We start from the raw sequence: 15,322 nt of genomic DNA on the forward strand, positions 1-15,322 counted from the left end.
TCTCGAGGTGCGCGGCGCACTCCACGGGACGAGATTGGAAGTAACCCGAACGGTCCAGCGCGCACGCGCGGTCGGGTGAGGCCGTACGACACGAAGGAGCCTGCGATGGCCAGTCATGCGAGTGGGAGCCGCTCGGGTGCGGCGGTACGGAGTTCGGCGCGGACCGGGACCGGGATCGGGCTCGGCAGCGGCTGGCTGGTCTTCGCGGCCGTCCTGATGGTATTCGGCGGCCTGATGACCCTCCTCGCGGGCATCGCCGCCATCGCCAACGACGACGTGTTCGTCACCACCCGGAACTACGTGTACGAGTTCGACATCACCGGGTGGGGCTGGATCCATCTGATCATGGGCGTGGTCATCACCCTCGCCGGTGTCGCCCTTTTCCAGGGCGCCACCTGGGCGAGGGTCGTCGGCGTGGGACTGGCCGGCCTGGCCATGCTCGCGAACTTCCTCTGGATCCCGTACGCGCCGCTGTGGGCCGTCGTCCTGATCGCGATCAACGGCTTCGTGATCTGGGCGCTGTGCACCGCTCCCAGCCCGTCGGAGCGGTGAGGCGAGGACGACTCGGTTCCGGACGTCCCGTGGCTATGGCCCCGTCGAACGGGGCTGGGTCCTCGGAATTCGGTGGGTGAAGAACATCGCGAGGAGAGCGGTGAAGGCGAGGATGGCGAGTGCGGCGCGCAGACCGTCGATCCTGGCGGCGGCGTTCGCGTCGAACGCCGCCCGAGCCGTCTCCGGGCTCACGCCCGCCTCGTCGAGGGCCGTCTTGAGCTGGGCGTCCGACAGGAAGGGCACACCGCTGCGGAGTTCCACGGTCGCCCTGCTGCTGACGTCGGCCGGGACCGCCGGATTCTGGTCCACGCTGGTCAGGAACGACGTCGTGAGCGTGGCAATCATGATCGAGCCGGCGAGTGCCGTACCGAGCGAGGCGCCGAGGTTGGTGACGGCGTTCTGGACGCCTCCGACCTCGGCGCTCCGGGACTCCGGCACCGCGGACACGGTGACCGCCCCGAGCTGGGACGCCAGGGCGCCCATTCCGAGCCCGATCAGCAGGAGCGGGACGGCGATGATCTCCGCACCGGCGTCCGCGTCGAGCGCGGCCATCAGGACCACCGCGCCCGCGAGCAGCGCGAGAATCCCGAGCCGCACCACCCGCCGAGGAGAGACGTCCGGAAAGAAACGGGGGATCAGGATCGCGGTCGCCAGCAGGGCGACCGACAGCGGCAGGAGGCGGGCGCCGGTCGTGAGCGCGGACAGACCCAGGGCCACCGACAGGTAGAGCGGTACGACGAAGAACACGCCCATCTGGACGAGGTACTGGAAGAAGAACATGGTCAGCCCGCCGGTGAGCTGCCTGTTCCGCAACATGGCCGGGTCGACGAGTGGCTCCCTCCGCCGCTCCACCAGGCGGGCCTCCCAGTGGAGAAAGAGCCAGATCAGCAGGAGACCGGCCAGCATCAGCCACACCACCGGCGAAACCCCGAGCCACGAGGGCGCGTCGGGCTTCGGCCGGAACCAGCCCCATTCACCCGCGCGGAGAACGCCGTAGACGAAGATCCCGAGCCCGCACGCGGAGAGCGCGGCGCCGGCGAGATCGATGCGCGGACGTGCGCCGATCGGGGCGTCCGCGATACGGCGGGCTAGCACCAGGATGCCGAGCACCATCAGCACCTCACCGGCGAAGACCCACCGCCAGGAGAAGTACGTCGTCGCCACACCGCCGATGAGCGGTCCGACCGCGATCGCCACGGCGCCTGCCGCCGCGACGAGTCCGTAGGCGGCGGGACGGCGTTCCATGGGGAAGTTGCTCGCCACCAGCGTCACGATCGCGGGCAGGATGAGCGCTGCACCGATCCCTTCGAGGAACGCCCAGCCGAACAGCAGCACGGGCAGGTTCGGCGCGAGCGCGGTGACCAGGGAGCCGCAGCCGTAGACGCCACAACCGATCATGAACACGCGTTTGTGGCCGATCAGCGCACCGGCCTTGCCGCCGGGGATCATGAACATCGCCATCACGAGGGTGTAGGCCGTGATGGCACCCTGAACACCCGTCACCGTCGTGCCCACGTCGTCGGCCACCGTCGCGATCGACACGTTCATGACCGCGCTGTCGAGCGCCATCAGGAACTGCCCCGCCGCGAGCGTCAGCAGGACGACGCGCGCCGTCGTGGAACTCTTAGCAGTGCCTGCCGTGGGTGCCATCCGCGAATCGTCCCAGCGGCCCCGGAGGGCGCACCGCGACCCGCCGCGAAGTCAACCGGTTGGTGGACTCCCGTGCGGGGAGCCCCTGGTTCTGCGACACCCCCCCGACACGGCCGCCATGCCTGGCGACTGCGACTGCGACTGCGACTGCGACTGCGACTGCGGCTGCTGCTGCGGCTGCGGCTGCGGCTGCGGCTGCCCGCCGGATCTGGGACCGGCCGCCGCTGTTACCGTCTTCCGCACTCAGCGATCATGAAAGAGCGGAGCCGAACATGTTCCCCGAGACGACCCTTCACACAGAACGACTGACCCTGCGCCCGTTCAACAGCACCGATATCCCCGACACACAGGCCAGCTGCGCGGATCCGCTCACCCAGCGATGGCTGCCCCTTCCCCAGCCCTACACCCTGGATCACGCCACCTCCTGGTGCACGTCCGTCGCCCACGCACTGCGTGAGTCCGGTGACGGCATCCACTTCGCGATCGTCGACTCCGACACCGAACGGCTGATGGGCACCATCGGCTTGAAGAAGACCAACTGGCAAGCACTGGTGAGCGAAGTCGGCTACTGGGTCGCCCCCTGGGCACGAGGCCGCGGCATAGCTGCCGAAGCCACTCGGTCCCTGGCCCAGTGGCTCCTGGGCGATCAGAAGTTCCAGCGTCTGGAACTACGAGCCGCCACCGAGAACATCGCCTCCCAGAAGGTCGCTCTCAAGGCCGGGCTGCATCGCGAAGGCGTCCTGCGGAACTCGGACGTCATCCACGCCGGCCGCATCGATGCCGTCCTGTTCTCCCTGGTGCCCGACGACCTCACAGCGGAGGCCGCCGCACCTGCGGGCCACCTCTGAGATCGTTCCACGAAATCGGTCAGCAATGAGTGGAGCGGCGTTGGTGATCGAGTCGGCCGAGGGTCGCACCCGGACCGTCGAGACCGGGGCCTTCGAACTCCTCGCCCCGGACGGCGAGCGGATCTGGAACGAGGGACTGCCCGACCGCATCCCCATGGTGGAGGGGCATCGTCTGCTCCTGCTCGACGAGCCGACATATAAGCGCAGTTGGAACGCCGACCGATTCCTCCGCATCTTCCGGGCGCGGCCGAGGTGACCCGCGTCCTGACCGCGGGCGAGTCGCGGACCTGGTTCGCCCGCATGGCGCCCGTCGGCGGGACCAGTCGGCCTTCCTGAGGTGAGAGACCGGGCCGGTGTCAGTGGTGGGCGAACTGGACCCGGGTCGGCTGCACGACATCCGGGCGCAGAGCGATCCCGTTGACGGTCAGCTGCTGTCCGTAGATGTCGGTGATCCTTATCGCGCCGCCGCACCCGCTGCCGTTGGGGGAGAGGAAGTAGTTGTAGCTGGTGCGGGTCAGTTTGCGCCAGCTGTTGCCGGAGCGGACCTCCAGTCGGGCGAGCGGGTTGCGGTGACCGATCGCCTGGATGCCGCACCAGGCCCGCGCCCCTCCCGCACCCCGCTCCTCGGCGGGCCCGCGCCCATCCTCACCTCCGCCGTGCTGTGGGGCATGACCGGGACCGCGAGTTCCCTGGCCCCCGCCGGCGCACCGGCGGCGGCCATCGGGTGCGCCGGTCTCGCCCTCGGCGGCATCCTGCTGTTCCTCACCTCGCGCCGCGCCCGCGCACTGCCGGCCGCCTGCACCCGCCCCGAGCGATGGCTGCTCGTCCTGGGCACGGTGGCCGTGGCCCTGTATCCGGTCACCTTCTACCCGGCGGTCGCCCGTACCGGCGTGGCCGTGGCCACCGTGATCGCACTGGGCAGCGCGCCCGTCTTCGCCGGACTGCTGTCCTGGATCACCGGAGGGGCCCGGCCGACCGCCCGGTGGAGCGCCGCCACCGCCGCCGCCGTACTGGGCTGCGCCCTGCTGGCACTCGGCCCCGAACTCACCGGACACGCCACGCCGATGGACCCGAGCGGCATCGCGCTCGCGGCGGGCGCCGGGCTGTCTTACGCCGTCTACTCGCTGATCGGCGGCAGGCTCATCACCCACGGACACCCCTCGGGCGCAGTGATGGGCGTGCTGTTCGGCGCGGCCGGGCTGCTCGTCCTGCCGCTGGTGCTGTGCGTCGACACGCACTGGCTCGCCACCATCCGGGGCACGGCGGTGGCCGGGTACCTCGCCCTGTTCACCGTCTATCTGGCCTACCGGCTCTTCGGGTACGGGCTGCGCCGCACCCCCGCGTCGACGGCCACCTCGCTCACCCTGGCCGAACCCGCCGTCGCCGCGGTCCTGGGTGTCACCGTCCTCGGTGAGCGCCTGCCGACCGCCTCCTGGTGCGGGCTGGCCGTCCTCGCGCTGGGCCTGGTCCTGCTGGCCGCCCCGGCCGGCACCGCGAAGGGCGTGTCCAGGAGCTGAAACCCGGCAGCCCGTGCCGCTCTCCCACCCCGGTCGCGGCCCGGGCCGGCCCTGCTGTCGACGCACTGGTGGTCGACGGAGCACCTCGCCGACCCGGAGAACCCGCAGGTCTCCCTCCGTCTTCCGGTAGACGGTCCTGGTGGCCAATGCGGGCACGCCGGGCACGCCGGGGCCGGCCGTGGTGCCGTACAGGCGCATCGGCCGGGAGCCCTCGGATTCCGGATTCCGGATTCCGGGCATGCCCGCAGCGGCCGTCCCGCAGCGGATCCTCCAGCTCCGGATCGGGGCGACGGGACGGGAGATACGCCTGTGACCTGCGGGACGGCACGCCGCTGGGCCATGGAACGCGGGCGCCGGAGCCGGAGCTCGATCCGGCTGACGTCCTGAAGAGGTCCCGCCAAGGCCCCGCCGAGGTGAGGGTGGTCACGGGATCTGTGAAACCGGGGCAACCTTTTCGGGCGCCGTGGAGACTATGGGCCGGAAGCTGCCTCGACTGGAGCCTCGCATCGCGCACACGCACCTCCCGGACCAGGTAAGGACCTCTGCCGTGGCGTCCCACTCCCCGCGCCGTTCCCCGCGCCCCGCTCCTCTTCGGCGGCGCGGCGTTCTCGTCGGTGCCACCGCGGTGGCCGTCGCGCTCGTCATATCCCTGGTCATGGCTCTACGTCCGGACCACCAGGCCGACGACGGGTACGGGGCCGCCGCGTCCGCTGCCGGCGCCCGGGTGATCCTCCCGCCCACGACGCCGGAGCCGACGACGTCCTCCCCGAAGAAGCCCTCGGTCACCCGGTCCCCGACCCCGAGGGCCACCCCGAGCGTCGCGGCGGCTCCGAAGGCGAGGCCCAGGCCGACGCCCACGCCCTCGGCACCGAGCGGAGGGGGCGGCGGCGGTGCCGCGGTCCGCCCGGCCTCGGGAGACGCGCCGTTGGCCGGCCGGATCCGGCCCGGCACCACCTACCAGGGGGTCGCCACCTTCTACGGTGCCGGGAACGGCGACGGCCACGCCTGCTCGTACGGCCCGAGCGCCGACGTCATGACCGCCGCGATGAACACCGCCGACTACGAGACGTCCAAGGCGTGCGGGGCGTACGTCCTCGTCCGCGCGGCGAGCGGGGCCTCCGTCACGGTCCGGATCACCAACGAGTGCCCGGGGGACTGCGCCCCCGGTCAACTCGACCTCAGCGCCCCGGCTTTCGCCAAGATCGCCGACCCCGTGGCCGGCCGGATCCCGATCACGTGGAGCCTGCTGAGCCCGGCCACGGCCGAGCCGCTCTCGATCCGCTACAAGACCGGGTCCAGCCAGTACTGGTGCGGCATCCAGGTGATCGGCCACCGCAATCCGCTGGCCCGCCTCGAAGTCCGTACCGGCAGCGGCTGGACCCGGCTGGCGCGCACCGAGTACAACTACTTCCTCTCCGAGCAGGGCAGCGGATGCGGCGGCTCGATCAGGATCAGCGACATCTACGGGGAGCAGCTGACCCTCGACGGGATCGCGGTACGGCCGGACGTCGTCCAGGCCACCCGCGTCCAGTTCGCCGCCCACTGACCCGACCGGCCGTCAGCGCCCCAAGGCGCCCAGTACGGCTTCGAGTTGGCGCAGCGGCTCGGCGCCCGCGAAACGCAGGACGACGGTGTCCGCGCCCGCCGCCGACAGCGCGCCGATGTCCTGGGCGGCCTGCTGGGCGCTGCCGGACACGGTGAACAAGTCCTCCTGCGGGCGGCCCAGCCAGCTGCCCTGGCCCTCGGTGAGCGGGTGCAGGCTCCGCGCCACCTCGCCGGGGTCGTCGCCCACGCAAGCGAAGGCCAGCACCGTCAGGGTGTGTTCGGGACCGGCGCCGCCCTTCGCGGTCAGTACCCGGGTGTTCTCCAGGTCGAGGGGGCCGTGGCCCTCGGCGATCAGGGTGCCGTCCGCGACCCGGCCGGACAGCTCCAGCGAGCGGGCTCGCACCACCCCCGCGACCACGGGCGGAGGTTGAGTGGGCGGGTGCACCAACTGGACTCCGTCCAGGCGCACTTCGCGCCCTTCCAGTTCGACCCGCTCGCCGCGCAGCAGAGCGCGTACGGAGGTGATCGTCTCCTCCAGCAGGGCCAGCGGTGAACGGGGCGCGACGCCGACCGACGTCATCCACTCCCGCACCCCGTGCCCGATCCCGGCGACGAGCCGGCCCGGGAACACCCGGGCCAGCGTGGCCAGTTCCATCGCGAGCAGTGCCGGGCTGCGCAACGGAGCCGGGGTGATCCCGATGCCCACCCGCAGCCGCTCCGTCGCGCCCAGCGCCACGGCGGCTGCGGACACGCCGCCGTTCCAGCCGAGGTCCTCGACCACCCACAGATCGTCCACGCCGAGGGCCTCGGCCTGCCGTGCGAACCCGGGCAGCCCTTCCGGGGCCCAGTCGCGGTCGTACATCACACCGATCCGAAGGTTCGTCATGCTCCCGAACCTACGTGGTCGGCAGTGGGTCAGCCCTTGACGGGCTTGCCGCGGCCCCAGCCCCAGGCGAGGCGGTCGGCGCCGGACTGGTTGGTGGTGGCCAGCCAGGGGCGGTTGGGGTCGCCGACCAGTTTCTGGACCGAGTACATGTCGTCGGTGCGCAGGCCGGGCCAGTAGACGGAGCCCATCTTCAGCTCGCGGAAGGTGTCGGTGACCGCCTGCATGAAGTTGATGAAGTTGTTGTCGGGTGTCTTCTTGTTGTAGTCGAGGCCCGTCGTCATGAAGGCCCCGAACTCGTCCGCGACGGTCCGGTTGGCGCAGTTGCCGATACGTACCTTCAGGTCGGCCACCCACTGGTCGTAGGTCGCGTACTCCTTCCAGAAGCCGTAGTGGTGCAGCGACAGGTACGTGCCCTTCAGCCGCGGGTCGGCGCAGACGGACGTCACGTGGTCGTTGTAGCCGGCGCCGCTGACGAACACCTGGTTGCGCGGAACGGACTTGTACCTCGCGAGCCACTTCGCCGCGATGTCGGCCCACTCGGTGTCGGTGTAGCCGTGCGGCTCGTTCATCGGCTCGAAGTAGACGTGCTTGTCCTTCTTGTAGGTCTTGACGACCCTGTCCCACATGGGCCAGAAGGTGGCCGTGTCGTCGATGAAGCCGTCCTTCTGGACGCCGGTGCCCTCCCAGTAGGAGACGATCACCTTGAAGCCCTGGTCGGACGCCGCGTCGATGACCGCGCGGTACGACTTCCAGTAGGAGCCGTTGACCGTGTACGGGTTGATCGGCAGCCGCACGGTGTTGGCGCCGAGGTTCGCGCGGAACGCCGAGATGATCCGGCTCGCCTTGGAGTAGGTCCGGGCGTAGTTCTCGGAGGTCGACAGGCCGGACAGCTGGAGCAGGTCGTCGGCGAAGTTGTCGCGCGGATCGGCCCAGTTGACGCCCTTGAACTGTGTCGTGTCCTTGCTCGGCGCGCCGCCCGCGAGGGCGGTGGCAGGGGTGGAGGCGGAGGCGGGGCTCGCGGCGACGGCCGTGCCGCTGGTCGCGGCGATCGCGAGCGCCACCAGAGCGGCACGCAGTCGGGGGGAGGGGCGGGTGCCGCCGAGGATGTTGCGCATCAACTTGCCCTTTCGCATGCCGGTCAGGGACCGAGGGGCGATGTTTACGTAAACATCGTGGCGCCGGAATCGTTGCACCCGACACAGAGACCGTCAAGGTTTCCGGCGCGTTACGCGTCCGGCAGGTGGAACGAATGTCGACAGGTCGAACGCCGTGATCCTCACGCCGACAGCCTGCGGGCCGTGTCTCCGTTCCGGTTCTGCCAGTCGGCGCGGTGCGCGCGGGCCGCCGATTCGGCGTGATGCAGGGCCGGGGCGGGCACCGGCAGACTGCACAGGAGGTCCAGGGTGGTCAGCATGTGCGCGGCGAAGCGGTGGCCGAGAGGGGTGAGGCGGCCGGAGGACAGGGTGACGGTGGTCGCCTCGTGGGAGGCCAGGCGCCAGCGGGCGAACTGGGCGTGCGCGGTGGCGCGCAGCGCCGGGTCGGGTTCCGTCTCCCGGCGGCGCTCCCAGAATCGGGCGACGCCGAGATGCGCGTACGCCCCGTGGAACAGGCCTGGGAGGGGGCGCGGGTCGGGGCGCCAGGGGGCGTAGAAGCGTTCGGGGCCGCCCGGTTCGAACAGGTCGAAGAGGTGGAGCAGCGCCGCCAGTTTGTTGTGCTGGGTCTCGTGCGTGAGCGTCACCGCGAGGCCCGTCGCCGAGGTCGGCGGAGACAGTGCCATGCAGCCGAACGTCTCCGCGCTGCTCCCGCTCCTGTTGCCGTGGCCGGGTCGGGTCAACGGCACCAACAGGTGTGGTCCGGCGGCCAGTTCGGCGTACGCCTCGGGATGGTCGGCGCGCAGGAGGCGGCAGGCGCCCCGGGCCGGGGTGGCCCAGCGGCGCGCCTCGGCGGCGGAGATGCCGTCCGGGTGGCGCGCGGAGTGGGGGAAGCAGGGCGGGTCGAGGGTGTCCAGCAGCAGCGGGGCGCCGCCGTCGAGGGTGGCGAGCAGATGCGCGCCGAACCAGCGGCCGGTGGTGCCGTGGAAGCCGTCGGCGCGGGCGGGTCCGTGCGGCGCGCTGCCCAACGGGCCTCCTGTGTACGGGAGTCCGGGCACCGTGACTGTCTCGCCCGCCGTCGTGACGCGGCAGCGGCCCGTCCGGTCGATACGCACCTCGGCGCGGTCGCCGGGGCGGGCCCCGGGGAAGCGGGCGCGACCCAGGGACGGCAGGACGGCCCAGGGGCCGGTGAGGGGCAGCCCGGCCCGGGTGGGCAGGCCCGCACGGACCGCCGCCGACACGGCCAGGCCTGTGAACCAGTGGACGGGTGGCGGGAGTTGACCGTCCGGGCTGTGCAGCTGGGCCAGCAGGCCGAACAGGGTGGGGCCCGCCGACGGGTGGGTCAGTACAGCCGTCGCCGCCTCGGGGGAGCTGCGTGTGGCGTCGCCGAGCAGACCCCAGGCGTGTTCGGCCGCCTCGGCGACGGCGCCCCCGAACTCCCGAGCCGCCACGGTCACGGCGTACGCACAGGCCAGCCGCCTGCTGTGCTCGGCACGCCCCAGCAGCCGCAGGGCCGCCGCCCCACCGCCCCCCGCGGCCACGGCGTCGAACAGCGCCCCCGGCATCCGGTACGGCGACGGGCTCATGCGGGCCCCGAGGACGTAGACGACGTAGACGACATCGACATGCCGCGGGTCTCCAGGTCCGCGCTCACGCGTCCCCGGACCCGGTTGATCAGTTCGGTCAGGTCGGCGCAGTACACGCTCGGGTTGGCGAAGCCCGTGCCGTGGGCGTAGCGGGTCGCGTAGTGGCCGCCTCCGCAGACCCGGTGCAGGGGGCAGGCGCGGCAGGGGGTGGACAGGGCGTCGATGCCCCACTGGCGGGCCGCGATGCCGGGGTGGAGCAGCAGGGTGTCGAAGGAGTGGTGGTGGACGTCGAGGCCGGTGCGGGTGGCGCCGTCGTACGCGGTGCGCAGCGTGTCGTCCTGGGTGAGGGAGCCGTCCGTCTCGACCACCGCGTACCGCACCGGCGACAGACCGAGTGCCTCGGTGCGCGGGGTGGCGCCGAGCAGCAGGGCGAGCAGGTTGTCCAGGAACCGGACCGAGGTCTCCTTGGTCCGGGCGTCGTACCAGCGCTCGAAGACCGCCCACAGCCAGTCCGCGTAAGGCGTGCGCCGGCCGCGCGGGTCCAGGCCGGGCGGCGGGCTCTGCCAGTTGCCCAGCGGGAGAAGGAAGTCGACGGCCGGGGGACCGTGGGTGAGCAGGGCCTCGTAGGTGCGTACCGGGTCGTTGCGCAGGTCGATCGTGCAGAGCAGCGCGCCGAACAGACGGCGGTGGCGCTCGCTCGCCAGGCGGCGCAGGGAGGCCTCGACCCGGGCGTGGCTGCCGCGGCCGTCGGCGCCCCGCCGGTGCCGGTCGTGGGCGGCCCGGCCGCCGTCGGTGCTCACCCCGACCGTGACCTCCAACTCGCCCAGCAGATCCAGGCGTTGCTCGGTGAGGCGGAGGCCGTTGGTCTGGAGGGTCAGGTGCAGGCGTATCCCGTCGCCGACCGCACCGCGCAGGGTACGGACCGTCCGCGCGAGCGCCTCGTCGCCGATCAGCAGCGGCTCGCCGCCGTGCAGGACCAAGCCCGCCTCGGTCGTCCCATGCGCGGACAGGTGCTCGGCGATCCGCTCGGCGGTGCGGGCGAGGGTCGCCGGGGTCATCGTGCGGGGCTGGGCGCGCCAACTCTGGTCGTGCGAGCGGTACATGTAGCAGTAGTCGCAGGCCAGGTCGCAGCGGCTGTGCACCTTGAGGACGAAGGAGTCGAGCGGATACGGCCGCCAGCCCGCCGCCCGGCGCGCCGCCACGTCGGCGGCCCTCGGCCAGGGCGGTTCGGCGCGGCCCAGTGGCGGTCGACTCATCCGCTTCCCCCCGAAGGCGTACGTCGCGGACCCAGGGCCTGTCCGGGGCCTGTCCTGCCCGCCCGTCCAGTGCCCGTCCAGTGCCTGTCCTGTACCCGTCCGGGCGTTGCCGACGGCACACTTGTCCGACGTGCGACCAGTATTCGGGCGTGTCAACTTCAGCGTCAACATCACGAATGAGCCAACGAAGGTCGACTGCTCGGAAGTTGAGCGACGCTCACGGCCTCCGGCTTCTGCCGTAAGGGCAGTTGGCGGCGCTACGCTGGAAGGCCTTCCTGAGATCCTCCGACACGAGTTCTTCGACACCAGATCCTCCGACACCTCTGGAGTGACCTGCATGGCAGTCGCCGACGGCACCGCCCCCACCGGGGCGTGCACAGGAGCGGGAGCGGGCGAAGGCCCGGCCTCCGAGGTCGAGTCGGTCGTTCTCGACCTCGTCGCCCTGTCGCCCGAGGACATCGGGGCCCTGCCCGACTCGGTGCTCGGCGCGCTGCTGCGCCAGGTGTACGGCAGCTGCGCCGAGGGCAATCCCTTCGTCACCGGGCACAGCGAGAGCGTATGAGACACGGGGCACGCGGGAGCGGTCCGGACGCCGGGCGCCAGGTGCGCGGCGTCCTATACTGGCGCCCCTCGGCCGCCCTTTTTGTCCCCCTTGTTCACCGCCGTGCCGAGCAGAGACGTGCCGAGCGGAGAAGCCATGCCAGACGCCAACACCCCTGACCGTCCAGGGCCGTTCGCGGTCTTCCTCGCCACCTCCGAGAACCTCGGCCTGAGTACGACCCTGCGCAACGTCGCCGACATCCTCGCCGACACCAACCGCAGCGTCCTCCTCGTCGACGGCCGCTCCGGCGAACCCGACGCGAGCGCGCTCCCGCCCCGCCCCGAACCCGGCCGGGTGCACACCGCGACCGCCCCCGGCGGCCCCGCGCTCGCCGCGCTCGCCGAGGACCCCGTCGCCGCCGCGTACGACCATCTCCTCGTCGAGGCCCCCGTACCGGACTCCTCCGAGGAGACGGAACCGGTGCGCTCCGCCGCGTACGCCGACACGCTCGTCGTCTGTTTCGCGATGACCGCCTGGTCCATCGACGGGGCCGCCGCGCTCGCCGAGGACCTGATGGTCCGCCGGGGCGACCGGCCCGTACGGCTGCTCACCCTCGGCCTGAAGAGCGACACCGGCGTGCACGACCGGCTGCGCGACTCCCGTGAACGGGTGCGCAGGAAGTTCGCCCCGGTCGCCGCCGCGCTCGGCAGGACCGACATCCCCTTCCTCGAAATCCCGTACAACCCCCTCTACCAGGACAGCCTCAGCCTCGCCGTGGACGCGGAGGACGCCGGCACGATCAGCGGACTGCGCCCCTACTACGAGCAGCTCGCAGACCAGCTGCGCGCCCGCCGCGCCGCCCGCCTCACCGACGTCACCGTCGTCCACTCGGCCCGGCACGCCCTGTGGGCCGCGTGGCTGCGCGACCGGCTCGCCCTCAAGGGGGTGCGCACGGAGCTGCGCCGCGCCGACACCTACGCCGGTGAACGCCCCGGCTCCGGTGCGGCGTTGCTCTTCCTGTCGCCCGACGACGCCGACGACACACTGCTCGAACAGATCGGCGCCCTCTCCCACACCGACGTCCGCATCCTGCTCGTCGACGAGCCGTTCCCGCACACCGCGGCCGCCCACCACGAGCGGATCGACCTGCGCGACACCACCGAGGACCAGGCGCTGCGGCTGCTGTACACGGGTCTCGGCCTCGGCGCGCCCGAACCCGGCGACAGCGCCGGCGGGGCCGGGTTCCCACGGCTGCCGGAGACCACCAACGTGGGGACGCGCGACAGCGCCTTCGCCGACCGTGCCGGACTGCTCGGCACGCTCCACGAGGAGCTGCGCGGCGCCGCCCGCGACGGCGCCTGCCTGGTGCTGCACGGCCCCAGCGGCTGGGGCAAGAGCGACACCGCGCACGAACTGTGCCACCGCATCGGGGCCTCGTACGACGTCGTGTGGTGGGTGCGCGCCTGGGAGCGCACCCGCGTCGAGCGCGGCCTCGGCCGGCTCGCCGGACGCCTCGGCGCACCCGAGGACCGGCTCGGCACCGACGGGGACGGCATCTCCCGGCTGCTGTCCCGGCTCTCCCGCACCGACGCCGAGGCGGAGAGCTGGCTCATCGTCTACGACGGTGTCACCGACCCCGCCGAACTGCACGGCCTGCTGCCCGTACCGCACGAGCGCGGACACGTCCTCATCACCAGCCGGACCGCACCGGCCGAGAGCGACGCCGCCGAGGAGCCACGGCCGCCGCATTTGCGGCCCCTGGCCATCGGCCCGATGGACGCCGAGGAGAGCCGCGCGCTGCTCGCCGAGAAGGTGCCGGAGATCGGCGAGCGGCAGGCCCGGCAGATCGGCAGCGTCGTCGACTCCGTCCCGCAGGCACTGCACCTCGCCGCCCACTGCCTCGCCGAGCGCACCGCCGCGCACCGCCGCGACGACCACATGAACCAGGACGCCGCCGTCCGCGCCGCCGTCGGTGACCTCCTCGCCGAGTACCGCGCCGCCAAGACCGAACTGCTGCGCACCACCGACGCCGTGTCGCCCGTGGCCGTGATGGTGCAGGTCGCCCGGCGTGTCGTACAGGCCACCCCCGGCGCCGTCGCCTGGCGCGCCGAGAGCCCCGAACACGACGCCGTGGGCTGGCTGCTGGGCGCCGCCTCCCTGCTCACCGGGCGTGGCATGGGCCTGGAGCTGCTGCGCTCGCGCCGCATCCTGTCCGAACTCGCCCGCGACGACGAGTCGTCGGCGCCCGCACCCGCCGGCACCGAGGTCCTGCTGCCCGACGAGCACATGGTGAGCGTCGCCCTGTGGGCCCTGGCCCAGGTGGGCCTGCTGGACGTCGACTTCGACCGCACCCGGCAGCCGCTCGTCCAGCACCACGGGCTGCGCGACCTGATCCGCGCCGGCATGGACCCCGCCGAACGCGCGCACATCGAGTCCGTCCTGCGCGGCGTCCTGTCCGAACACGCCCCGCAGGGCCCCGACCTGCCCGCCGACTGGGCCCGCGAGGTGTTCTCGCTTCGGCTGTGGGAGGACCCCCGGCCACGGGTGCGCCGCTCACTGCTGCGCCACCTCAACGCCCTCAGCCAGCGCGCCGAGGCGGCCGACCTCGACCGCCTCCTCGACATCGCAGGCCGGGCCCGTGAGGAGTGGCGAGCCTACGACGACACAGACGCTGACGAACAGTCACCCGAGTACCTGCGCCTGCTCAACTTCGTCGCCCGCGCCCACCGGCTGCGCGGCGACTACGACCTCTCCCGCCGGATCGCCCAGGACGCCCTGCGCGGCCACCGCCGGCTCCTCGGCCTCACCCACCCGCGCACCCTGCTCTCTGCCGACTCCTACGCCGCCACCCTGCGCGCACTGGGCCGCTTCGACGACGCCCTGCTGCAACTGCGGCCCGTCCTGGAGGGCCTCACCCTGCTGCTCGGCCCGCAGCACCCGGCCACCATCCAGGCCGAGCACAACCTTGCCCTCACCGAGGCGCTCACCGGCCGGGTCGCCCCCGCCCTGACCGCGATCCAGGACCGCTTCCGCTACCGGCAGGCCGTCGGCGGCACGGACGACCCCGTCGCCTGGAACGCCGCCGAACTGCTCGCCTACCTGTACCGCTCCGCCGGACGCGACGGCGAGGCCCGCGACCTGCTGCGTCAGAAGCTGCGCCGGTACGGCGACACCTGGGACCTCGTCCGGCTGCGTACCGAGGTCGGTCTCGCGGTCAGCGAACGCCGGCTCGCCGACGGCTTCCCCGCCCTCAAGGACCCCCTGTACAGCTACGAACTCGCCCATGAGCGCGACCTGCGCGCCCTCGGCCTCTACGTCGACAGGTTCGGCCCCGACCGCTTCGACACCGTGCGCTGCCGGTTCAGCTACGCCGCCGACCTGCACGCCCTCGGCAAGGCCGACGAGGCCGAACAGCAGGCCCGGCAGTGCGTGGACACCCTCGCCCGCTGGTTCGGGCCGGGGCACCCCTACACGGGCGTCGCGCAGGTGCGCCACGGCGTCTATCTGCGGGCCACCGGGGAGCTGCGGCTGGCCGAGGAGGTCGGCCGGGGCACGCTCAACCTCCTCACCCACAAGCTGGGCCGGGCCCACCCCTGGGTCGCCATCGCGGAGAACTCCCTTGCTGCCACGCTCGCTTCGGCGGGCCGCGACGAGGAGGCCGTCGAACTCGCCCGCACCGCCCTGGCCCGCCTCGGCGACCTGGGCATCGCCCACCGCGTCGGCGGTCGCCGGGTCCGCGCCCACGTGGAACGCCTCACCGGCGTCGACCCCACCCGCCCCGTCCCGCCCTCGGGCTACGACATCGACCTGGAACTGCCCGACGTGTGACCCGCCCGTACGGCGGCCCTCC

General features: G+C 72.4%; 13 protein-coding genes and 1 pseudogene. 8 read left to right on the forward strand and 6 right to left on the reverse strand.

The window, feature by feature from the left end; all coding sequences use genetic code 11:
* The first annotated feature begins 216 nt into the window (after positions 1-216).
* On the forward strand, positions 217-552 hold the full coding sequence (locus G3I56_RS04290; protein ID WP_164407811.1) for a hypothetical protein: 336 nt from the start codon (positions 217-219) through the stop codon (positions 550-552).
* Positions 553-585: 33 nt separating this feature from the next.
* On the opposite strand, the gene G3I56_RS04295 is transcribed toward G3I56_RS04290, so the two are convergent.
* A complete protein-coding gene (locus G3I56_RS04295) occupies positions 586-2,202 on the reverse strand; it encodes an MFS transporter (protein WP_164407286.1) in 1,617 nt (538 codons plus the stop codon).
* A gap of 272 nt (positions 2,203-2,474) precedes the next feature.
* On the opposite strand from G3I56_RS04295, the gene G3I56_RS04300 reads away from it, so the two are divergent.
* Both G3I56_RS04300 and G3I56_RS04305 read left to right on the forward strand, forming a co-directional pair.
* A complete protein-coding gene (locus G3I56_RS04300) occupies positions 2,475-3,050 on the forward strand; it encodes a GNAT family N-acetyltransferase (RefSeq protein ID WP_164407288.1) in 576 nt (191 codons plus the stop codon).
* Positions 3,051-3,090: 40 nt separating this feature from the next.
* Positions 3,091-3,306 carry a hypothetical protein gene (locus G3I56_RS04305; protein ID WP_203689193.1) on the forward strand — a complete coding sequence of 72 codons (216 nt, stop codon included), beginning with the start codon at positions 3,091-3,093 and terminating at the stop codon, positions 3,304-3,306.
* Positions 3,307-3,406: 100 nt separating this feature from the next.
* Here the strand turns inward: G3I56_RS04305 and G3I56_RS43575 are convergent.
* A pseudogene (locus tag G3I56_RS43575) lies at positions 3,407-3,646 on the reverse strand (hypothetical protein); the annotation flags it as partial.
* Between G3I56_RS43575 and G3I56_RS04310 the strand changes: the two are divergent.
* From G3I56_RS04310 to G3I56_RS04320, 3 genes are all read left to right on the forward strand, one after another.
* Entirely contained in the window at positions 3,620-4,567 is a 948-nt protein-coding gene (locus G3I56_RS04310) for a DMT family transporter (RefSeq protein WP_164407289.1), read from the forward strand. The pseudogene G3I56_RS43575 and the gene G3I56_RS04310 sit on opposite strands and share 27 nt — an antisense overlap.
* Positions 4,568-4,706: 139 nt before the next feature.
* Entirely contained in the window at positions 4,707-4,880 is a 174-nt protein-coding gene (locus tag G3I56_RS04315; protein ID WP_164407290.1) for a hypothetical protein, read from the forward strand.
* A 234-nt stretch (positions 4,881-5,114) separates the two neighbouring features.
* Positions 5,115-6,113, forward strand: a complete 999-nt coding sequence (locus G3I56_RS04320; RefSeq protein ID WP_164407291.1) for an RlpA-like double-psi beta-barrel domain-containing protein — start codon at positions 5,115-5,117, stop codon at positions 6,111-6,113.
* A 12-nt stretch (positions 6,114-6,125) separates the two neighbouring features.
* Here G3I56_RS04320 and G3I56_RS04325 read toward each other — a convergent pair whose 3' ends face one another.
* The 4 genes from G3I56_RS04325 to G3I56_RS04340 all read right to left on the reverse strand — a co-directional run bounded on the left by G3I56_RS04325 (position 6,126) and on the right by G3I56_RS04340 (position 10,931).
* Positions 6,126-6,998 (reverse strand): LLM class flavin-dependent oxidoreductase, encoded by an 873-nt coding sequence (locus tag G3I56_RS04325; protein WP_164407292.1) that lies wholly within the window; start codon positions 6,996-6,998, stop codon positions 6,126-6,128.
* A 29-nt stretch (positions 6,999-7,027) separates the two neighbouring features.
* Complete coding sequence (locus G3I56_RS04330) at positions 7,028-8,131, reverse strand: cellulase family glycosylhydrolase (protein WP_203689195.1); 1,104 nt, start codon at positions 8,129-8,131, stop codon at positions 7,028-7,030.
* Between the two features lie 143 nt (positions 8,132-8,274).
* Positions 8,275-9,675, reverse strand: coding sequence for an HEXXH motif domain-containing protein (locus tag G3I56_RS04335; RefSeq protein WP_164407294.1), 1,401 nt, complete (start codon positions 9,673-9,675; stop codon positions 8,275-8,277).
* A complete protein-coding gene (locus G3I56_RS04340) occupies positions 9,672-10,931 on the reverse strand; it encodes an FxsB family cyclophane-forming radical SAM/SPASM peptide maturase (protein ID WP_164407295.1) in 1,260 nt (419 codons plus the stop codon). Before G3I56_RS04340 ends, G3I56_RS04335 begins: the two co-directional genes overlap by 4 nt.
* Positions 10,932-11,268: 337 nt before the next feature.
* Here G3I56_RS04340 and fxsA point away from each other — a divergent pair, with 337 nt between their 5' ends.
* Complete coding sequence (fxsA, locus tag G3I56_RS04345) at positions 11,269-11,493, forward strand: FxSxx-COOH cyclophane-containing RiPP peptide (protein ID WP_164407296.1); 225 nt, start codon at positions 11,269-11,271, stop codon at positions 11,491-11,493.
* A gap of 135 nt (positions 11,494-11,628) precedes the next feature.
* Positions 11,629-15,300 carry an FxSxx-COOH system tetratricopeptide repeat protein gene (gene fxsT, locus G3I56_RS04350; RefSeq protein WP_164407297.1) on the forward strand — a complete coding sequence of 1,224 codons (3,672 nt, stop codon included), beginning with the start codon at positions 11,629-11,631 and terminating at the stop codon, positions 15,298-15,300.
* The last annotated feature ends 22 nt before the right edge of the window (positions 15,301-15,322 follow it).

It is taken from the genome of Streptomyces sp. SID12488, assembly GCF_010548275.1.
GTDB lineage: Bacteria > Actinomycetota > Actinomycetes > Streptomycetales > Streptomycetaceae > Streptomyces.

Excerpts from the sequence above, each read along its gene's own strand:
- G3I56_RS04290 (WP_164407811.1), top strand. The coding sequence starts at position 217 with ATGGTATTCGGCGGCCTGATGACCCTCCTCGCGGGCATCGCCGCCATC.
- G3I56_RS04295 (WP_164407286.1), bottom strand. The coding sequence starts at position 2,202 with ATGGCACCCACGGCAGGCACTGCTAAGAGTTCCACGACGGCGCGCGTC.
- G3I56_RS04300 (WP_164407288.1), top strand. The coding sequence starts at position 2,475 with ATGTTCCCCGAGACGACCCTTCACACAGAACGACTGACCCTGCGCCCG.
- G3I56_RS04325 (WP_164407292.1), bottom strand. The coding sequence starts at position 6,998 with ATGACGAACCTTCGGATCGGTGTGATGTACGACCGCGACTGGGCCCCG.
- G3I56_RS04330 (WP_203689195.1), bottom strand. The coding sequence starts at position 8,131 with ATGCGAAAGGGCAAGTTGATGCGCAACATCCTCGGCGGCACCCGCCCC.
- G3I56_RS04335 (WP_164407294.1), bottom strand. The coding sequence starts at position 9,675 with ATGAGCCCGTCGCCGTACCGGATGCCGGGGGCGCTGTTCGACGCCGTG.
- G3I56_RS04340 (WP_164407295.1), bottom strand. The coding sequence starts at position 10,931 with ATGAGTCGACCGCCACTGGGCCGCGCCGAACCGCCCTGGCCGAGGGCC.
- fxsA (WP_164407296.1), top strand. The coding sequence starts at position 11,269 with ATGGCAGTCGCCGACGGCACCGCCCCCACCGGGGCGTGCACAGGAGCG.
- fxsT (WP_164407297.1), top strand. The coding sequence starts at position 11,629 with ATGCCAGACGCCAACACCCCTGACCGTCCAGGGCCGTTCGCGGTCTTC.